General features: G+C 58.7%; 16 protein-coding genes and 3 pseudogenes. 13 read left to right on the top strand and 6 right to left on the bottom strand.

The genetic code is table 11. The features are described from left to right. Window positions 1-4: 4 nt before the first annotated feature. Genes ABIC09_RS28925 through ABIC09_RS28915 form a run of 3 tightly spaced genes read left to right on the top strand, consistent with a single transcriptional unit; the run spans window position 5 to window position 3,053 of the window. Window positions 5-1,159 (top strand): 8-amino-7-oxononanoate synthase, encoded by a 1,155-nt coding sequence (locus ABIC09_RS28925; protein ID WP_354111375.1) that lies wholly within the window; start codon window positions 5-7, stop codon window positions 1,157-1,159. Next, entirely contained in the window at window positions 1,156-1,791 is a 636-nt protein-coding gene (bioD, locus tag ABIC09_RS28920) for a dethiobiotin synthase (RefSeq protein ID WP_354111374.1), read from the top strand. The genes ABIC09_RS28925 and bioD overlap by 4 nt, the downstream gene beginning before the upstream one ends. After that, window positions 1,788-3,053: an adenosylmethionine--8-amino-7-oxononanoate transaminase gene (locus tag ABIC09_RS28915; protein ID WP_354111373.1), complete on the top strand. Its 1,266-nt coding sequence runs from the start codon at window positions 1,788-1,790 to the stop codon at window positions 3,051-3,053. Before bioD ends, ABIC09_RS28915 begins: the two co-directional genes overlap by 4 nt. A gap of 544 nt (window positions 3,054-3,597) precedes the next feature. On the opposite strand, the gene ABIC09_RS28910 is transcribed toward ABIC09_RS28915, so the two are convergent. Beyond that, window positions 3,598-3,843 carry a hypothetical protein gene (locus tag ABIC09_RS28910; RefSeq protein WP_354111372.1) on the bottom strand — a complete coding sequence of 82 codons (246 nt, stop codon included), beginning with the start codon at window positions 3,841-3,843 and terminating at the stop codon, window positions 3,598-3,600. 657 nt (window positions 3,844-4,500) lie between these two features. On the opposite strand from ABIC09_RS28910, the gene panB reads away from it, so the two are divergent. Together panB and panC are read left to right on the top strand one after the other, a co-directional pair. After that, window positions 4,501-5,373, top strand: coding sequence for a 3-methyl-2-oxobutanoate hydroxymethyltransferase (gene panB, locus ABIC09_RS28905; protein WP_354111371.1), 873 nt, complete (start codon window positions 4,501-4,503; stop codon window positions 5,371-5,373). Between the two features lie 13 nt (window positions 5,374-5,386). Further along, the gene (gene panC / locus ABIC09_RS28900; RefSeq protein ID WP_354111370.1) at window positions 5,387-6,238 is read left to right on the top strand and encodes a pantoate--beta-alanine ligase; all 852 of its coding nucleotides are present in this window, start codon (window positions 5,387-5,389) and stop codon (window positions 6,236-6,238) included. A gap of 1,169 nt (window positions 6,239-7,407) precedes the next feature. Here the strand turns inward: panC and ABIC09_RS28895 are convergent. From ABIC09_RS28895 to ABIC09_RS28885, 3 genes and pseudogenes are all read right to left on the bottom strand, one after another. Further along, on the bottom strand, window positions 7,408-7,992 hold the full coding sequence (locus tag ABIC09_RS28895; RefSeq protein ID WP_354111369.1) for a hypothetical protein: 585 nt from the start codon (window positions 7,990-7,992) through the stop codon (window positions 7,408-7,410). Window positions 7,993-8,150: 158 nt separating this feature from the next. Further along, a complete protein-coding gene (locus ABIC09_RS28890) occupies window positions 8,151-10,247 on the bottom strand; it encodes a hypothetical protein (RefSeq protein ID WP_354111368.1) in 2,097 nt (698 codons plus the stop codon). A gap of 1,193 nt (window positions 10,248-11,440) precedes the next feature. After that, window positions 11,441-11,749 (bottom strand): annotated as a pseudogene (locus ABIC09_RS28885) (IS5/IS1182 family transposase); the annotation flags it as partial. 141 nt (window positions 11,750-11,890) lie between these two features. Here ABIC09_RS28885 and ABIC09_RS28880 point away from each other — a divergent pair. Beyond that, entirely contained in the window at window positions 11,891-12,091 is a 201-nt protein-coding gene (locus ABIC09_RS28880) for a hypothetical protein (RefSeq protein WP_354111367.1), read from the top strand. Window positions 12,092-12,106: 15 nt separating this feature from the next. Further along, window positions 12,107-12,514: a hypothetical protein gene (locus ABIC09_RS28875; RefSeq protein WP_354111366.1), complete on the top strand. Its 408-nt coding sequence runs from the start codon at window positions 12,107-12,109 to the stop codon at window positions 12,512-12,514. Between the two features lie 299 nt (window positions 12,515-12,813). On the opposite strand, the gene ABIC09_RS28870 is transcribed toward ABIC09_RS28875, so the two are convergent. Beyond that, entirely contained in the window at window positions 12,814-12,999 is a 186-nt protein-coding gene (locus ABIC09_RS28870) for a hypothetical protein (RefSeq protein WP_354111431.1), read from the bottom strand. 1,526 nt (window positions 13,000-14,525) lie between these two features. Next, window positions 14,526-14,795, bottom strand: a complete 270-nt coding sequence (locus tag ABIC09_RS28865) for a helix-turn-helix domain-containing protein (protein WP_354111365.1) — start codon at window positions 14,793-14,795, stop codon at window positions 14,526-14,528. 216 nt (window positions 14,796-15,011) lie between these two features. Between ABIC09_RS28865 and ABIC09_RS28860 the strand changes: the two genes are divergently transcribed. The 6 genes and pseudogenes from ABIC09_RS28860 to ABIC09_RS28835 all read left to right on the top strand — a co-directional run bounded on the left by ABIC09_RS28860 (window position 15,012) and on the right by ABIC09_RS28835 (window position 17,517). After that, on the top strand, window positions 15,012-15,290 hold the full coding sequence (locus ABIC09_RS28860) for a DNA -binding domain-containing protein (RefSeq protein WP_354111364.1): 279 nt from the start codon (window positions 15,012-15,014) through the stop codon (window positions 15,288-15,290). A 131-nt stretch (window positions 15,291-15,421) separates the two neighbouring features. Continuing rightward, window positions 15,422-15,634, top strand: a complete 213-nt coding sequence (locus tag ABIC09_RS28855) for a transcriptional regulator domain-containing protein (protein WP_354111363.1) — start codon at window positions 15,422-15,424, stop codon at window positions 15,632-15,634. 116 nt (window positions 15,635-15,750) lie between these two features. Then, entirely contained in the window at window positions 15,751-16,191 is a 441-nt protein-coding gene (locus ABIC09_RS28850; RefSeq protein ID WP_354111362.1) for a DUF2285 domain-containing protein, read from the top strand. 124 nt (window positions 16,192-16,315) lie between these two features. Beyond that, window positions 16,316-16,595: pseudogene (locus tag ABIC09_RS28845) on the top strand (helix-turn-helix transcriptional regulator). Window positions 16,596-16,598: 3 nt separating this feature from the next. Then, window positions 16,599-16,877, top strand: a pseudogene (locus tag ABIC09_RS28840) (replication initiator protein A); the annotation flags it as partial. Window positions 16,878-17,310: 433 nt separating this feature from the next. After that, on the top strand, window positions 17,311-17,517 hold the full coding sequence (locus ABIC09_RS28835; protein ID WP_354111361.1) for a cold-shock protein: 207 nt from the start codon (window positions 17,311-17,313) through the stop codon (window positions 17,515-17,517). The last annotated feature ends 292 nt before the right edge of the window (window positions 17,518-17,809 follow it).

The following is a 17,809-nucleotide window of genomic DNA, read 5'->3' as shown; positions in this document are numbered from 1 at the left end:
AACAATGACGTCGATCCACGCAGCCAAATTCGGCGATTATGTCGCGGCGCTGCATGCCCTGAAAGAAGACGATCGGCTCCGCGGCCTCAAGCCCCGGGGTGGGATCGATTTTACATCGAACGATTATCTGGCGCTGGCGAGCGCGCCGCGCATCAAAAAGGCAATCTCCGCTGCGCTCGAGGCCGGCACGCCGATCGGAGCCGGTGGCTCGCGGCTTCTGCGCGGCAATTGCGAGGAACACGAGGCTCTCGAAGCAGAAGCGGCTCGATTTTTCGGAGCGGAGACGGCGCTTTTCTTCGGGGGCGGTTATGTCGCAAATTTTGCTGTTTTGACGACTTTACCACAGCGGGACGATCTCCTGGTTCTCGATTCTCTCGTGCACGCAAGCATACATGAAGGCGCGAGAGCCGGGCGGGCCGACTCTCGGATCAGCGAGCACAATGATCCAGAGTCCGTCGAAAGCACGATACGCGAGTGGCGCGCGAAAGGCGGCGTCGGCCGCGTCTGGATCGTCGTCGAAAGTCTCTACAGCATGGACGGCGATTTCGCGCCGCTCAAGGACTTGGTAGCGATAGCCGATCGGTATGACGCGTTTCTGATGGTCGATGAGGCCCACGCTACGGGCGTGTACGGTGAGCAGGGACGCGGACTGACGGCACCCTATGAGAAGCGGGAGAATGTCCTGGTGCTTCACACGTGTGGCAAGGCTCTGGGGGCTGCCGGCGCGCTGCTGACCGGCGCACGAGCGCTGCGCGACTTCTTGGTCAATCGCTGCCGTCCATTCATTTTCGCCACCGCGCCGTCCCCATTGATGGCCGTCGCTGTCCGGGAGGCGCTCCTTATCCTGCAGCAGGAACCTGAACGACAGCAGCGTCTGGCCAATCTCATTGCGTTTGCGCACCGGGAGATCCGATCCCGCGGCATTCGGAGCTCTTCGGGCTCGCAGATCGTGCCCTATATCGTCGGCGACAATGCCCGCGCGATGCAGCTCGCCTCTGCGCTGCAGGCTCGCGGCTTCGATATCCGGGGGATCCGGCCCCCGACCGTGCCGGCAGGCACGGCCCGCTTGCGAATTTCACTGACACTCAACGTCGACGAAGATGCCATCCGTGCAATGCTCGATGCCCTCGTCGACGAGACGAGGAGCTGGTCTCGATGAGTCGGCGGATCGTCGTGACCGGTACGGATACCGGCATTGGAAAGACGGTGTTTTCAGCAGGCCTGGCCCATCTTCTCGATGCAAACTATTGGAAGCCGATTCAAGCGGGCCTCGAAGGAGAGACCGATACTGAGCTCGTCACACGCCTTGGCGGTCTCTCAGCTGACCGGATCGTGCCGGAGCTTTACCGTCTTCGAACGCCCGTCTCGCCACATTGTTCAGCGGAGATCGACGGAATTCGCATCGATGTAGAGTCGCTGCGTGTACCGGCGTCCGGAGGACGACCGCTCGTGATCGAGGGCGCCGGCGGGCTGATGGTGCCGCTGGCTCCTGGCACCCTCTTCATTGACGTCTTCCAGCGGTGGCAGCTTCCGGTCGTGCTCTGCGCAAGCACTGAACTCGGAACCATCAATCACTCCCTGCTCTCGATAGAGGCTTTGCGGCAGCGGCAGATCCGCATCCTTGGGATTGCATTCATTGGGAAAAGAAATCCTGAAACTCAGAGTGCGATCTGCGAGATCGGACGGGTGCGTTGGCTAGGGCGCTTGCCCTGGATTCTGCCTCTTACGGCGGACACGCTGCACACCGCGTTCGAACACTCATTTGTCCGCAATGACTTCTTGAATCCATGATGACCAGCAAGAAGTCGCCGATCTGGCACCCCTTCACGCAACACGCGCTTCACAGCGAGATGACAAAGGTTGTCCGCGGTGATGGCGCTTATCTGCACACCGCCGACGGTCGCCGTATCATAGATGCCATCTCATCCTGGTGGGTCGTGACCCATGGCCATTGCCATCCACAAATCGTGAGCGCAATTCAGGAACAGGCAGGCAAGCTCAACCAGATCATCTTTGCCGGCTACACCCACGATCCGGCGGAGGAGCTCGCGGCGCACCTGTTGAAAGTCGCGCCCCCTGGCCTCGACTATGTCTTCTTCTCCGACAGCGGTTCAGCCAGTGTGGAAGTAGCATTGAAAATGGCACTCGGATACTGGCACAACATCGGCAAACAGCGAATACGCATCGTCGTGATGCAACATTCCTACCACGGCGATACGGTTGGTGCGATGTCGGTTGGCGCGAGAGGTGTGTTCAACGCGGCTTACGGGCCCCTGTTGTTCGACGTCACCTCGATCCCATTCCCTGCGAGCGGCCGTGAGCAGGCGACGCTCGATGCGCTCGAGTCTGCGTGTCGAGACGAAATGCCGGCCGCTTTCATTGTGGAGCCTCTGGTATTGGGGGCGGGTGGAATGCTGATGTATCCGGTCTGGGTGCTGAGAGAGATGAAGCGGATCTGCGAGGCCTCGGACGTCCTCTTCATCGCCGACGAGGTCATGACCGGCTGGGGGCGCACTGGAACATTATTCGCGTGCGAGCAGGCCAATATCGTGCCCGATATTGCCTGTTATTCGAAGGGAATTACGGGAGGGGCGCTTCCACTCGCGGTGACACTTTGCCACGCCGATATCTTCGAGGCGCATTATTCGAAGGATCGCACGCGTACGTTCTTTCATTCGAGCTCATATACGGCCAATCCAGTGGCGTGCGCTGCTGCTAAAGCCAACCTGGATCTCTGGCAAGAATGCAAGTATCGCCAGCGCGTGGCGGCGGTGGCCGCAATGCAGGAGCAGGCACTCGAGCCATTCCGCGAAGACAAGCGTTTTGCAAACGTCCGTCGGACCGGCACGATAACAGCACTCGATCTGAAAACGAGCGAGGGCGGCTATCTCGCGGACGTCGGCCCGAAGCTTGGAGCCTTCTTCAGAGACCGAGATTTGCTGCTGCGGCCGCTCGGCAATACGATCTACGTGATGCCGCCTTATTGCGTTACAGGGTCGGATATCGATGAAATCTACGCTGCGATCCGCGATGCCGCGCATGCGCTTGCTTGAGTGCTTCACCGAGAGCTCAGCTCCGATCCCGGTAGTCAGCCTGGCCACAGTACAGCAATGACCTGTACTGCGCGGCTCAGATGGGTGGATCACCGCGACAGGCTTTGGGCAAGCACAACACCAATTCCAATCCGATATTGATCTGCCCGAGATTGGTATTGGCGTCATCGCAGGAGCTTCGCTTAACGTCACCTCACAGTGCAGGTTCTTCATTGGCCTGAAGGTATTGGTACCGAGCTCGGCTAGTCCGGCCTGTCAGTGAGAGTAAGTACCGGGGCCACGGTCCGGGCGCAATGATCGGCGCGATTCTCCGCGAGGAGGTCGCGTGAAACTTCTCAGCATGCCATCACCGCGCCGACGACGCTATGAACATAGTGTGCGGATGGAGAGCGCTGCTGCGTCAGCAAGAGACACATCAGCCTCGAGGTCTCGGCCCGGCGATCGTCCAGGGGTGCGTGCTACGCGGAAGAAAAGCAGGAAGCGAACCACATCATGGCCATAGGAGGCGAGAATGCGAAACAGCTCTCATAGCTTGCACGGCGGTTCAGTGAAATGCTGTGCGGTATGTGGCGGGAAATTCGGTCTGATCCGCCATTACTCGTGGCGAACGGCGCTTTGCTCCAAGAAATGCGTCAACCGGTTTAACGCGCGTCGCGATGCCGATCATCAATGGCTTCGCTTTGCGCGCGGCTTGGTCCATGCCACCGAGCCCCAGGCACAGCTTGCAGGCAAGCGCGTCAAGCATCATGCCTGAACGTTTTTCGGATGGCTTCGTTGCAGCGCCGTCCATCCGTAACAACAATACAAAACCAGACTATCCGATGCCGCGATTGGGATTCGGACCAACAGGCTCAGACGGATTCACGCAATGAAGTTTGTTGTCGTAAATCAAAGGATTCCGCGCCGTGACCGAACCTGCAGCGAATGTTCGCGGTCCTTGGGTCCAGGTTACCTGCGAGATGTGGTAACGCGGAAGGAATATTGTGGCTACGATTGCTATAGACGCGACCACTCCGCCTTTCCATTCTTTGCAGGCGCGCCGTTCCTTGCGGGCGCGGAGTCGGCGCGTGAATTCAAGAATTTCGGTGCTCTTGGACATGCGTCGCTGCTGACTGCGGCTTCGTGCTGGTTCGAGATCGGGGCGGCGGCCTTGAGCTTTTGGGGCGAGACAGCTGCACGGCCCAGCGAGTTGTCCAAGGCTCGGAGGCCTCCTTGGCATAAGTAGATTGGAGACGTGCGCGCTGGAGCAGCGCCACCTCTCCGCACCCGAAGGGCGGCTTGGAAAATCCTGTTTGATGATCGCGCGGTCATTGGAAGTTTCGATGCGTCCGTCCGTGAACGGGAGAAATGAATATCTTTCCTTGCACTCACTATTGACTGCTTCCTGTCGCCGTTTCTAGGAAGCGCTGACTGCAGGGATGCGGATGACTGAGGATCGGGAACCAAGATGAGCTACATTTCGGAGCGGCCTGTCGAACGTGTCACGATTCCCGTTCTCCAGCGCTGGAGGGGAGAGGGACGCACGATCGTCATGACCACCGCTTACGATGCGGTTTCGGCACGTATCGCCGACCCCATCGTCGACATCGTCCTGGTCGGGGATAGCGTCGGCAACGTCTGCCTCGGATTCGACAATACGCTGCCGGTCAGCATGACCATGATGAATCATCATTTGGAGGCAGTTGCGCGCACAAGGCCTCACTCTTTGCTAATAGCCGACATGCCGTTCCTCAGCTTTCACCTCAGCCCGGAGGAAACGATCCGGAACGCCGGCGGTTTGGTGCAGCGTGGCGCCGATGCCGTCAAACTTGAAGGTGGTGCCAAACGTGTCGAAATGGTACGTGCCCTGGTGGATTGCGAGATTCCCGTCATGGGTCATCTCGGTCTCACCCCCCAAAGCGTCAATGTCATGGGCGGATTCAAGGTGCAGGGCCGGAAAGCCGATGACGCTCTGCGCCTGCTCGATGATGCGCACCGTCTCCAAGAGGCCGGCTGCTTTGCTCTTGTCCTGGAAGGCATTCCGGCCGAGCTGGCCGCACGCGCGACCGAATCGCTGAACATACCGACGATCGGGATCGGAGCGGGGCCCAGCTGCTCGGGACAAGTGCTAGTATTCCATGACGTGTTGGGCTTGACCGAGGGTAATCGCCCAAAATTCGTTCGTACGTATTTGACTGGCTTCCAGCTCTTGCAGGAGGCGCTGTCGCGCTGGGCCGACGATGTCCGCAAGGGTGCTTTCCCGGCGCCAAACGAGTCGTATCGACTTCCCGAAGGTCTCGCCGATGAGATCGCAAAGTGGGCGCCTTCCAAATCAACCTGATGTAAAGCGCGAAATGCAGACAATCACCACGATCGCCGAGTTGCGTCACGCTCTTGTACAGGCTCGCGAGGCGGGCAAACGCGTCGGATTCGTGCCGACGATGGGGTACCTTCACGAGGGCCACTTGGCGCTGGTCGCGGCGAGCCGGGCGCGAAGCGACATCACGGTCGTAAGCATCTTCGTCAATCCCACTCAGTTCGGGCCGAGTGAGGATCTCAGCGCCTATCCGCGCGATTTCCCTCGTGATGAACAGCTGTGCCGTAATGCTGGCGTTGCGATCGTCTTCGCGCCGGACGCACGCGAGATCTATCCGGCCGGCTCTGAGACCTTCGTCGAACCGGGCGGTCTCGCAAAACCATTGTGCGGGTCGTTCAGGCCTGGACATTTTCGAGGCGTCGCGACTGTCGTCTGCAAGCTGTTCAACATGGTGCAGCCCGACGCTGCGTTCTTCGGACAAAAGGATTTTCAGCAGTGCGCGGTCGTGCGCCGCATGGCCCTTGATCTGAACCTGCCGATCGAGATCGTCGACGTACCGACCGTCCGCGAACCGGACGGACTCGCAATGAGCAGTCGCAATCGTTATCTCGGTGGGGAAGAACGCCGGCGGGCCCTTGCCATCAGCCGTGGGCTGTTCGCGGCAGCGGACGAGTTTCGTTCAGGGGAGCGCAACGTGGAAAAGCTGATTGAGATCGCCAAGGAGCAGTTGAATAATGTCGATCGACTGCAATACCTCGAGCTTGTTGATTGTCACACGCTCGAGCGCGCGGCGAGCCCTTTGCGGCTCACATCGGCGCTATGTGGGGCAGCCTACGTTGGCTCGACTCGATTGATAGACAACGTGATCCTATCCTTCCCGGCTCCGTAGTCCGCCCAGAGGAGTGGCCGACTGGTCGCACTCGAAAAGTTGAACCGGCGGAGTGGGTATCGTCGTCGACGAACAGTTTTTTGAAGGACCGGGCCCGAATCATTCGCGATTTGGCGGACAAGGCGGACCCGTTCATCAGAGAGAGGCTTCTAGAACTCGCTGAACGCTATGACGGGCGCATAGGCCGACCATCTCAGGCGACCAGGACGCTCCTGTCGAACCTTCATGCAAAATAGCGCTGCAGCAAATGAAATTGCGTGCTTCGCCCTTCTGCGAGTAGTCGAAACCGCCTGCACAAAGTGCCACACCGTGACCGAAGCCAGCGGTCGCCTGAGAGTTCGGGCAATCGCGCTTGCCTGCATTTCTCGATCGATCAACCCTCTCAGTTTGTGCCTTTCGACTGCGGTCCAAGGCCGATCATTCTTGTTGCGTGCTCGCCGCGGTCCGAGCGTCTTTTCACTCGCGTCGTCTTGACGCGCGGTCGGAATCTGCATGGTTCCTCCATCGGGGTTTGCTGATGGAGCCATACGGATTGCTCGAGAGTCAAGAGCGAGACCAGCGAGCAGGAACGCGTCGCACTGTACGTAACGTACAGTGCGAATTCAGCATTTCGTCGATCCGGATCAGCTAGCCGATCATCATCGATCGAACGCAGTAGATCGACGACCGTTCGGCTCAGCTCGATATGCAACCGCAGCGCTGACCAGCACTGTGCCCGGGCACGAATCAACAAAAGTGTGAAATGCGCCGAACTGCGACCAGGATCGGCGGGCTTACGAGGCTCCGCATTGGATTGCCAGACCAGATGACGTTGCTCGGGATTTCCGGGCCCTCGTCACCGGTACGATCTGCGGCGCGGCCCTCAATTACGCGAGCCTGGTGCAGAACGAATCGACCGGCAGCAACCGATTGAAGGCCCATGTCGGATCGCTGTCACAAGGCGTCCTCGAAATCACGCCAAATCGCGAGCGACTTCCTGCGCAAGCCCAGTGAAGCTTTGGTCAAGAAGTATGCGGAGAGCCATGAGCGGCAGCTCGAGGATCTGGGTCACGACGAGAGAATCCGCATTGCGGAGTGACTTATTTCAGCTGAGGCGAACCACCGCGGCGGGTAATATCACAACCGAATTGAGTGAGATGACCGCCCGCAAACTGCGTAGAAATGATCAGTCACCTGCCTCGATACATGGGCCAGTCTTGGATGACAGTGTATGTCAGGTACGCAGAACCTAGGACGCATGCCAGCAACAGCCAGGTTTCGATCGGCGGATAGGTCCAAGGTGTTCCCTTTGTCAGATCGCCGATGCAGTATACCGATGGCGTCCCTCCGACGCGGGAGAAGTCGGTCAGTTGTCGCCACCAATTCCACTCTGGGCACCCCGGGTTATCCGGGACAAGCTTCAACAGGAATTGCAGTGCCAGAAATGCTGTGCAACCAGTGGGCACCAGCATGAGCAGGTAGAGCCACACGCTCGTTCTAAAGGCGGGCTTTGATCTACCTACTTCGCCCAACACCGCCTCGCGCGCCGTGATGAGACTATCCGCCTCGAGCTTCAGGGATGCCGTTATGAGGAGGCCCAGAACTGGCCCGAACGCCGCAATGACCGCGGGGTTGATATCCACGGATACGCCGATGATCGAAGCCTTGGCTACGCTTTCGCCAGTTCTTGTGAAAGCGCACAGGAGTAGCAGGAGCAGGCTGCGGTTGCCGTACGATCGGATAAAGCTGTTTTCTGCGGTAAGGTAGGAAAGCACACTAGCCTCCTTGGTCACGCTGCATGACGCACATGCGAGAGCTTTCAGACATAATGGCGTCCACAGAACGCCCCGCGGAGCCAGGAATCCGGTGCGGTGGCGAGACGGGCAGGGTGCTTCCCATCCAAGTCTCCCGTTTCCTTGAACTGACGCTGCGGCTAGCAAAACCCGCACAGAATTTGTTTTCCGAGATCGATGACGGCTCCTCCGGGGTTCGTAACTGCTTTGGTTACGGACTTCGCGACTTCACCTGCCGCGCGCCCGACATCATTGTTTCTCGGGAATGCATTCTTCGCCGCATCGCCTATCTCTCCAGCCAGCTTCTTCGTCGCATCGTCGTAGTCTTTCGCCGCTCCATTTATTCTGTCCAGCAACTTCACTACTTCGTTGTCCTTCCCGGGCCCCTTGGTAATGTCGTTCCAGGCGTTCCTTATAAATTTGATGATCTCGTTGTTGGGTCCGAACTCGAGATTGCCCACGAGCACACGCAACGAAGGCTTTTCGGGGCAGTTCGGTTTCATCGCTTTGCGCCAGAAGTCTTTGGCGGCTGCCGCCAAGCGCTGAACCCGTTCATCCATCTCTTTCGGATCCGGTGCATGGTTGCTTGCTTGCAGCACGAAATCGCTACCCAATATGTAGCCGCTGTTTGCCGCTTCCAGGGTCAGCCTTGTGGCCTCGGCCGTGAAGTACAGCCCCTCCCTGACCACGATCTGATCAGCCGACGCTGGTGAGACATTGACATCGGTCTTCGCTATGACCGGAATGACGACAGGAATTCCGGACAGTATTGCAGGATCGGATGGATCGGCGCCAATCAGCTCACCGGTGATAACACCGATCGAGGGGACCTTGGTCCAGCCGAAGTCGGATTTGAACGTCCCGTCCGTCTCGACCTTCAAATCGACGGCTGTACAGTTCAGCACGGGAGCTAGAAGCGCGATGTCCTTTCCTTCAGAACTGAAGGTAGAGAACGCTATCCGAGCGCTGACGTTGGGATTTGTCGATCCTTTGAGGCCGACCGTTGTTCCTACGCCCCCGCCAATCAGTGGATCTACGTGAACGTGAATGGCCGCGTCGACGCTGATCGAAAGGCCCAAGCTTCCTTCCAGACCCTTGCCGGGCACGTAGTTGAAAGTTGCAGACGGTACGCTGACCGAGCCGTTAACGCGATCTCCCCCTGCCGCTTCGGCGTAAAAGCCCCCATCTCCCAAGACCCTGTCGGACCAATGTTTGTCAACGAAGCGGCCGGAGACTTCCGTGCTTGCCAACGATAGCGACAGCTTTCGAAGTGCGCCGGAAATTCCGTCGGTGAGGGTGCCGACGGCACCTTTGCTGATGCTGATCGTCAGCTGCTTTCCCGAGTAGTATTTCTCGGTGCTGGCCATGCGTCCGCTCAGTTGCTGCTCAAGCGTTGCCGGACTGGTGTCGTAGCCCGACGGTTTGACGTCAAACGGCTTAGCGACGCTTTCGTCCAATGTTGCGGCGAGTAGAACTCCATGAATGGAGAAAATGGGTGCAATGATGTGAACCCAGCGCTCGACCGAGATCGGCTCATGAGTGACCCGGTATTTCAAGGTCCCCTTGTTGTCATCCCCGAACTTCTGTTCGAAGGTTCTGTTCTCGTCCAGGGTATATCTTAGTTGCAGTTGATACGGAGCCGAAAGGGTCAATCTTTCGGATAGCCCACTCACGACGTTGCCGGTAATTATATCGCTGACAAAACCCCTGCCTACCAGATTGAGAAAACCAAATGAAATTGCCGGGTCGATAGAAACTGGAAGCAGCTTGAACTCTGCAGCAAAAACAGCGGGTCGGTCTGTTGTTGCCGGCGAAGCCTGGCTCACCCCGGAAAAATACAGCACGAACTCGACGGCAAGGGCTGCCGACACCAGCCTCTTGTCACTCTTTATAGTAAGCCCAAGGCTTCCATCCAGTCGGCCCATCTGCGGCGAGAAGGTCAATCGATCGACTGCTACGGTCAATATCTCCCCTGGGAGAGAGGGGTGGCTCAGGATAACGTTTTGTCCGACAAGCTGATCGCCAATGTTTCGAAACAGGGCGGTGTCCAGCGCAACCGCGATCGCTTTTTGACCCCCTTGCTCCAAGGCGTCCAGTCCATTCGCGGTTTGTTGCAGCGATACGAGCTGTGCGTGATTGTGCTCGTCGACGAGATAGCGAGATTGATATGTCGCATACAGGCCGAAAGCTGTGGCGATAATCAGACTCAAAACAACCAGCAATGGTTTGCGATGCATGGAAATCCCCTCGGCTACCCATGGTTGAGCTTATCTCACTTCGTGTCAGGAGTCTCGCGTTCGCCTGTGTTTTCAAGAATCTCGACTGTGAATGCTCGATCTTCTGAGCCTCGCAAAAGCCTGCGCTTACCACCCGCATTGGCTTGACGTCGCGAATGTCCACCATTGGCCTGGAGGGCAACTGCTTCTATCAAAGCCTTCTTGGACCATGCGGCCATGAGACTTTCGTCTCCTGACGTGAACTATCCGCTCGACGCAATTTCTTGTCTGTGAAGCATTTCACAGCGGCGTTACAAGCTCGGTGATAGATTTCTCGACCGATTGCTGATCTTCTGAAAGAAGTTCGCTGGAAGAGCAGCCTCTCCCGGCGCTTCCTTTGTTCAAGTCATTCCTTTTAGCTGTTTTCTTGCGCTCGTATTGGAAGACGCAGCACCATTTTGTCCCTCTACCGACGGTACCATGCCGGCAGCACTCATCTCTGGATCTTTGCATACGCAGACCTGGCGCGATCCGACCAGCGTTTTCGTGCCGAGTGCGGCGCCGCTCCCGGCGATGCAATGTAATTGATATGCTCCCGTAGCATACCCGCGCTCGGTCCACGACGGTTTCCGCGGAGGCTCCAAGTCCGGCCGCTGGACCGACATTCGCTACAATCGGCCGTACAGTAAACGCTGGTCATCTCGCGTCAGTCGTCCAGGCGAGCTCTCAAACTAGCTTTCTTCAGGCGCTTCTTGAGCACGCAGAGTATGCTCCTCAATTCCACAAGTACGCAATCATCGAAGGCGCCAACTACGAAGCGGTCCATGGCGTCCTGCTCTGCGCAAAGAATGGCGAGCCGCTTACTCGCCGTGCTGGAGACCGACAGTTGAACGACGCTGGCATCGGCCGCCGAACGTTTGCGGCGTACCAGGCCTCTTTCCCCCAAGAGCTTCGACTGAGTGGAGACAAACTGTCGACACCCATTCGGCTTGCCACCACATGCACGCGCACACCATCTCCTTTGTCCAGACCCTCCTGCGCCATCAAGATCATTGACTGCGGTTCACCGATCCCGAGACCCGTGGCCGCGAAGTCTCACAGATGCAGGTTGATAGCCTCCATCTCCGAGCTGAGAGCTTGTGTAACCCTAGGGGCATTTGGTGCGATAGGGCGACGGCGATCAGGCGATAGCCCTCAAGGCTCGCGGGGTCTGGTCATGCGGCTTGGGCCAGAAGCCTGTGTCCGGCGAGAACGTTGTTGGCGAGGGCAAACCAGCGCAGCACTGTAAGTGCTTTTTCGCGACCTCGAACCGTGAACTGGCGCAGGCCCCAGTTGCGGAAGCCGGCGTTCATGCATTCGCCCGGCGGCCGGCGTTTGTAGACGTTCTTGCCGTGAGGGCTTTTCATCCGTCCGCGCTAAGCGGCCATGCCGGGGCCGTCTTCGGGGCGCGGCGCATAGAATCGGTCCCATGCTCGCTGCTGGCCGGCGGACCATAGACCTTGATCCCTTCTGGCAGCCCATTCGCATGCGCTGAGCCGTGCGCTGAGCCGTTGCAAAGGCCAGCAGGGAATGTAAGCTGTCCATCTTTCCGCACGATCTTTAATACTCTTGAATCCGATGGCGAAGCAATTGCCCTAAAATAAGCCTTTCCTGTGGGGGTCCCCATGTTCGACGCCGCTACCACCGCACTATTGCGCGCGGTCCTCGACGAGGTCTGTGTGAACGTCACCCGCCATGAGACCGGCGCCCGCACCCTTGTCGCCACCAAGATTCTCGAGTGCGTCACCAGAGGCGAGACTTCGCCGGACGTTCTCAAGCAGGCCGGCCGAGAAACCCTTTCCGACGCTCCAGCCATGTGGCGGTAGTCGCGAGAGGCGGGGGTGAATTTTCAGGTCACCGTCCTGAAGATACTGGTGAGCTATCCCGACGGGTTCGCCGTGATGGCCGACCTCAAGCGCGATATGGCGATCCTTGCCACCAGTGGCCGCGACTGGAGCGAGCGTACCAAACGCCTGGCTTCGCGTGTGCCGGATCTGGATATCTTTTCCCAAGGCATGGTCGAGCGCCTGAACGGGGGCTGGCGCATCACCGAGAAGGGACGTGCCGTGTTGGCACTCATGGAAGCACGCCCTGCCACTGCGGACGCGGCAACCAGAGACATCACGCGCGATCAACCCAATTCATCGACGGTGCCTTTGCAATTGCCGGTCGAGAGTGCCCGGCGCAGGCGCGACCGCCGTGAACGGCGGCGCGCAGCCCGAGAACGAGCGCGGGCGAAGGCTTCCTAGCGGGCGCGCTTCTTCAGAGCGCGCTCAGATCCTGGGGTATTCGCCGAATTTGCGGACCACATTCACGTCCCGAAGTCGCCAACGGCCGGATCCCCGGTCCGGCTGGAGGCGATGGCCCCGACGCAGCCAATTCGCGTCACAGTGTCTCGGCAACTATGACGGCCGCGCTGGCCCCGAGACACTCACGCTTGGACTGGCTGACAACGTTGTCACCGAGCTTCGGCAGCCAGTACAGACGATCCAGTCGGGAATCATGAAAAGGCAGCCAGCATTGTTGGCGAGCTGCGCAAGATCGCGGATCAAGCTACTCGCTTCTCGCGTCTAGCGGCGCCAGCACGTCGGTTGCGAACTTGCCGGCCTCCTCCAGCACCGCGGCAACGATGTCGGCGCGAATCGCTGTAATGGCCGGCCTTCATCGCGGCCTTCAGGCCCGCGCCATTGTTGAGCGACAGCAGCATGTCAGAGATCGGCGCGCGGTAGGTCATTCACATTACTCCTGAGTTAGTTGACGCCGTCTTCCCAGGAGACTGTGGAGCCCTCGATGCCCGGGACGGCAAATCGGTGTAACTGTGCTGTTAGCTCGACGGAAAGCTGAGCTTCGGAAAGGAGCTCCAGCCATGTGTATCGATAGATGGCGGATGACTTGCAGATCGGTTGTCACGGCGGTGCGGTCCGGCCGTCCATCTCGGCGAACCTTTGGACCTGACGCGATAAAGGGCCGCCGATCTGGAAAGACCGGCGGCCAAGTCAAGGGAGGAAATGCCCACTTGGGGCAGCGGCAGCGAGGCTGCCGGAAGGTACCGCCGATCACTCGGCGGATCTCGGCCGAATCAGATTCGAAAACCTAGATTGATGATTTCGAATGCTGCCTTTGCAGATCGATGAGGTGGCTCGAACGGTATTCCTTCTCGCAGTGATGTAATTCAATCGACCTCGCATTAGAAGAAGAACTTGCGTACGTAACGTACCGAACAAACGTAAAAGAGTTGCGCTTGCTCGCGTGATCTCACGGGGACGTGTTTTCTGCCGGCAGCGAAGCTGCATCGTTGTTGCCAATTGATCGATGGAGCGTGTATCTCGGGTCGACGGGGCTCCCACCCCGAGCACATGTCGACTTTGCGCGAGCGCGTCGCGCATTCAGTCGAAAATAGATTTCGGTCGATGTCAGCACCTACCATCTTGCAAAAACTCCGTGATGGACTATCAACCATTCGCATGGTCATCGGTGGTGCTGAAGAGCGGATGAACTGGGCTAGCTTTCTGAAGTTTCTGCTGTCGGTGGGCACGGTGGCTTTCACATGCTTGGCGTCGATCAATTGGGCCAAATCGGCGACTGTCCAGATCCCCAATCTTACTGCAGACACGAATTGGGACGGCAGCGGGCCGTACCCGAGGCGCTGAAGGAGCAAGGTAGGCTGAACGCTCGCGCTGCCGGATGGGCATGCGCCGCCGCGGTTTGTCAGGCAGGTGTGTTCATTTGGGATACGATAGCTAGTCTGCTGTTGCTTCTTGAGAATTCAAGCACGAAGGCGCCGCAACCTCATTGCGTCGCCTCAATTCGCTTGTCCTTTGGTCGGCCCTTGCCGCCACCTGGCCGCAAGAACGCCACAAAAAGCTTGGCCATTCGATCGGAGTCAAGGGTTGAAGGCGACGGCGACTGTATAGAGTGCCATTTTGACGTCCACCCCAACAAGGTTGGACATCCGACGTTGCACATCAGTTCGTCGGGGAGGTCAAGGAGCTGCCTCGCTTGCCTTCGTTCTTTGCTCATCCACTGGACGTTGTCGAGTTCAGGTTGCTCGAAGTGCTCCAAGATCGTTGGCGGCGAGAGCGTTCCGGAGTTGCTTGTCGCACCCAACTGCATACCTTTCCGGCAAGTCAACGTACTCGGCTCGTGTCCGTTTTCCAGAAATTCGGGCGGGAAGGCTCCTTCGAGGAAGTGCATGACGCGCGGCCGATTCGGTCGAGATCAGGCCTCATGCCCACGAAGGGCGTGGTCGAGAGCCAGCCGCTAGAGTAGCTTGCTTGAGGGCCGAATCGGCCTTCGAGCCTTCCGTTTATTTCCCGAAAGGGCAGGCCGCTTTAGAAGATCCGCTGCCTCGACCCCCAGACCTTGGGCCAGGTTGTCAACCACGTCGATACTAGCGGCATAAAGGCTTCGCTCGAGCGCGCTAATGTAAGTTCTGTCGATATCCGCGCGATGCGCCAATTCCTCTTGTGACAGGTCCTTCACCTGCCTGAGCTTTCTCAAGTTTAGCGCCAGCACCTCTCGGATGTTCATACCCGAGAAGGCATCGCCTTGCAGTGTATTTCACCACGGAGTATTTTCGACAAACGGCGGCGGGTGAGTCATCGTGCGCCTCGCTCGCTACTGCCGGCGCGAGCCGTCTGACTGGATCCTCCTGGAGAATTCTATGCTGCGGTTACCGACATTGTGGCGCGTATGTGGCGATGGTTGCAAGAAACGAGTAAGATCGACCAATTGATGGTACCAACAATGCAAAACCCGCCGATCGATCCTGACGTCGCCGACTCGGCTCCGGACGATCCAGTGCTTACGATCTACGACGAGCAGCATCTAGTGACGTATTGGCGCCTCCTTGATGCCGCGGTCGAGGGCGCCGATTGGAAGGAAGTAGCTCGGATCGTGTTGCGTATCGATCCAGATCGTGAACCAGCGCGCGCCCGGAATGAATTTGATACTCACCTGGCACGAGCAAATTGGATGGCCGACCACGGTTACCGCCACTTGCTCCGCGGCGGGCTCGCCCAATAGCATGTCTCCGCTGTCTGAAGTCTGAGATCGAGGATAGGTTTCTCTCTCCCACCATGTGATCGTTCGTACGCATCAGGCGATACGAAATTACTGACTGGTCTTAGCCGCAGGCTCTCATAGATTGCGCCGCAATGTCTTTGGGGATCAGTTGCGTGTCGGAGTTCGACTGGCGCTCACCGAAGCCGTATCAGCGCGCAATCAAATCAGGCGACAGGGTGGATTTTGCTTGGGAATCGCTCAGACGAAGTCCCAGGTACCAGCTCGCCTATCGGGAGGTTCGCGCGAAGGGCGGGGAGGAGAGCGCTGAATTCCGAACGAGATGGGGGGTCTGCTTTCCCTCATGACCCGCAAGGGTCCTTCTTTGAACAAACCATCTTCTGGGCACCCGAGGCGTTGCCGAGCGTGGTGCCCATCGTGCGGAACGCGTCCACCTCGCAGGTCATGGGAGCGACGCTGCCGCTTGCTGACCTTCCATCGGGCACTATCAAACGCGCCGCGGATGGTTGGCACGCCGTACTGCACATTCGGGGGGCGACATCACCTTTGGCTGAAGCAGCCTCCGCAGGTAGGGGCTCCCTATTCCGCCGAACTGCCGTTCGGTACGGATTTCAAAATTCGCACTTATGCCGCACATCGGCTGTGGCGTGCCATAAATGGCCGCGCGCCGGGACCTCCCTATCATCAGCTTTCGCCACAGCAGCGGGAAAGGTTGGCGCTGGCGCTGCGAGCCCTGGATGGACAGATGGATGGCGCCTCCTATCGCATCATCGCCGAGGTGCTGTTTGGCCGAAAACGCGTCACTGAACATGGCTGGAAGACTCACGACCTCCGCAGCCGAACCATCCGCCTGGTGCACGGCGGCTATCGCGCATTGCTTCGTTCAAAATCTAGCAAGGAATAGCGCAGGGGTGCCGAAAATCATCCGCCTATCTTCGGCATCCCCCTAAGCGCTTCTACTTTGCCATCGAGACCGGCGATGCGCGACCAAACTCGGTTGTGCGCTACACGGTCACGGAGGCCCGAAGATGCCCGATCCGAACGCCGGCTTGCCGCCGCGATACCTGCGTACACCCGAAGCTGCGCGCTTTCTCGGCCTCTCCGGTCGCACGTTGGAAAAGCACCGCACATACGGCACGGGGCCGATCTACCGCAAGCTGGGTGGTTGTGTCGTCTATGCGCCCCGGGGATCTCAAAGCGTGGGTGGATCGCGGAGCCAAGACGTCGACCAGCGATCCCGGCGCAGGATCGGTGTTGCCGGCCAAACGGCACACACCCATCCCGTATGCAGGCAAAGAGCGGCGCTGACCTATGTCGGGCGGCAACTCGTCCTCACGCAAACAGCGCGACTCAGAGCGCGACCAACTCGATCTTGATCGCCTACCCGTGCTTCTCGCCGGCGAAGTCAAAGCGCATTATACAGATCGATTTTCGGTTAAACCATCACGATCCCCGTGGAAGCCGTGCCGGAACATGGCATGACAACCATCTGGGACGCAGACGTTCTGATCTGGGCTGCGTCGCAGGTGGTCGAAGTCCGCGACGCCGGTCTGAAGACGTCACGACTCATGGCCGCCCACGCCATACGAGACAGGTCTCGCGCATTTGCCTGCTGAAGCAGGCGAGCAGGTTTCGGGGATCAACCGGCGGCGGTCGTCGCTGGCCTCGGGCGCTTCGCCAATGGTCCCGGCTTCCAGCTGGTACCGTGGGCACCTTCGCTCGAGCGCGAACTCGGCAAACAGGTGAACGGGCGGTTTCTGGCAGCGTTGAATGGAGTTTTGGGCGCTAACGGGACCTTTCGCTCTGACCGACGGATTCTGAGCTGGGCGCCACGTGGATAGGGCCGATATGGCTCTCAATCCAACGAGAGTTGCAGCGGTGAGGGGGACTGCGCGTCAGCAGCATAGAACTGTTGTGCGGGCCCGCCCCCATTGCTCAATCACACTCGCTCGTCATAATGCGAGGGCTTGATACCCGTAGAAGACTTGGATAGATCGCTTGTGTTCATTTTGGAGATCGGACGGTGGGAACGGGTACTGTAAAATGGTTCAACTCGACCAAAGGCTACGGCTTCATCAAGCCGGATGATAGCAGCCCTGACGTCTTCGTGCACATTAGTGCCGTTGAAAAGGCCGGCTACACCGGCTTGGCGGAAGGCGCCCGGATCAGCTACGAAGTGAAGGTCGGCCGTTCTGGTAAAGTCTCGGCTGAGGATCTTCGCATCGGATAAGCTCGACGGCGTAGACAAGCGCCGCGCTTGTTTCGAGTCTTATCCGCCGTTTGGCTCGTCATCCATTTGTCCTTTCTCGCGTTGATCGCCCTGTCCTGCGTCGCCGAATTCTGATGCCGCAGTTTCCGATCACGCCGTTTTCGGCGTATAGCGCGCATCAGATGCGGGCGGCGACCTCTTGCTTTGGACGCGATCGCCGTGCGATGCATGCTTCGATTTGGGCGCGCCGCCCTGTCAGCCGCAGGACAGGGCCGGGGCTTTGCACTTGGGTGCCCCGGATATCGCATACGTC

Origin of the sequence: Bradyrhizobium sp. S3.12.5 (genome assembly GCF_040548225.1) — a bacterium.
In the GTDB taxonomy this organism is placed as follows: domain Bacteria; phylum Pseudomonadota; class Alphaproteobacteria; order Rhizobiales; family Xanthobacteraceae; genus Bradyrhizobium; species Bradyrhizobium cytisi.
The sequence above is the reverse complement of the archived record's forward strand: the minus strand, read 5'-3'. Positions and strand labels throughout refer to the sequence as shown.

Coding starts and splice junctions, on each gene's coding strand:
- ABIC09_RS28925 (WP_354111375.1), top strand. CDS start 5: ATGACGTCGATCCACGCAGCCAAATTCGGCGATTATGTCGCGGCGCTG.
- bioD (WP_354111374.1), top strand. CDS start 1,156: ATGAGTCGGCGGATCGTCGTGACCGGTACGGATACCGGCATTGGAAAG.
- ABIC09_RS28915 (WP_354111373.1), top strand. CDS start 1,788: ATGATGACCAGCAAGAAGTCGCCGATCTGGCACCCCTTCACGCAACAC.
- ABIC09_RS28910 (WP_354111372.1), bottom strand. CDS start 3,843: ATGGACGGCGCTGCAACGAAGCCATCCGAAAAACGTTCAGGCATGATG.
- panB (WP_354111371.1), top strand. CDS start 4,501: ATGAGCTACATTTCGGAGCGGCCTGTCGAACGTGTCACGATTCCCGTT.
- panC (WP_354111370.1), top strand. CDS start 5,387: ATGCAGACAATCACCACGATCGCCGAGTTGCGTCACGCTCTTGTACAG.
- ABIC09_RS28890 (WP_354111368.1), bottom strand. CDS start 10,247: ATGCATCGCAAACCATTGCTGGTTGTTTTGAGTCTGATTATCGCCACA.
- ABIC09_RS28880 (WP_354111367.1), top strand. CDS start 11,891: ATGTTCGACGCCGCTACCACCGCACTATTGCGCGCGGTCCTCGACGAG.
- ABIC09_RS28870 (WP_354111431.1), bottom strand. CDS start 12,999: ATGACCTACCGCGCGCCGATCTCTGACATGCTGCTGTCGCTCAACAAT.
- ABIC09_RS28865 (WP_354111365.1), bottom strand. CDS start 14,795: ATGAACATCCGAGAGGTGCTGGCGCTAAACTTGAGAAAGCTCAGGCAG.
- ABIC09_RS28860 (WP_354111364.1), top strand. CDS start 15,012: ATGCAAAACCCGCCGATCGATCCTGACGTCGCCGACTCGGCTCCGGAC.
- ABIC09_RS28855 (WP_354111363.1), top strand. CDS start 15,422: ATGTCTTTGGGGATCAGTTGCGTGTCGGAGTTCGACTGGCGCTCACCG.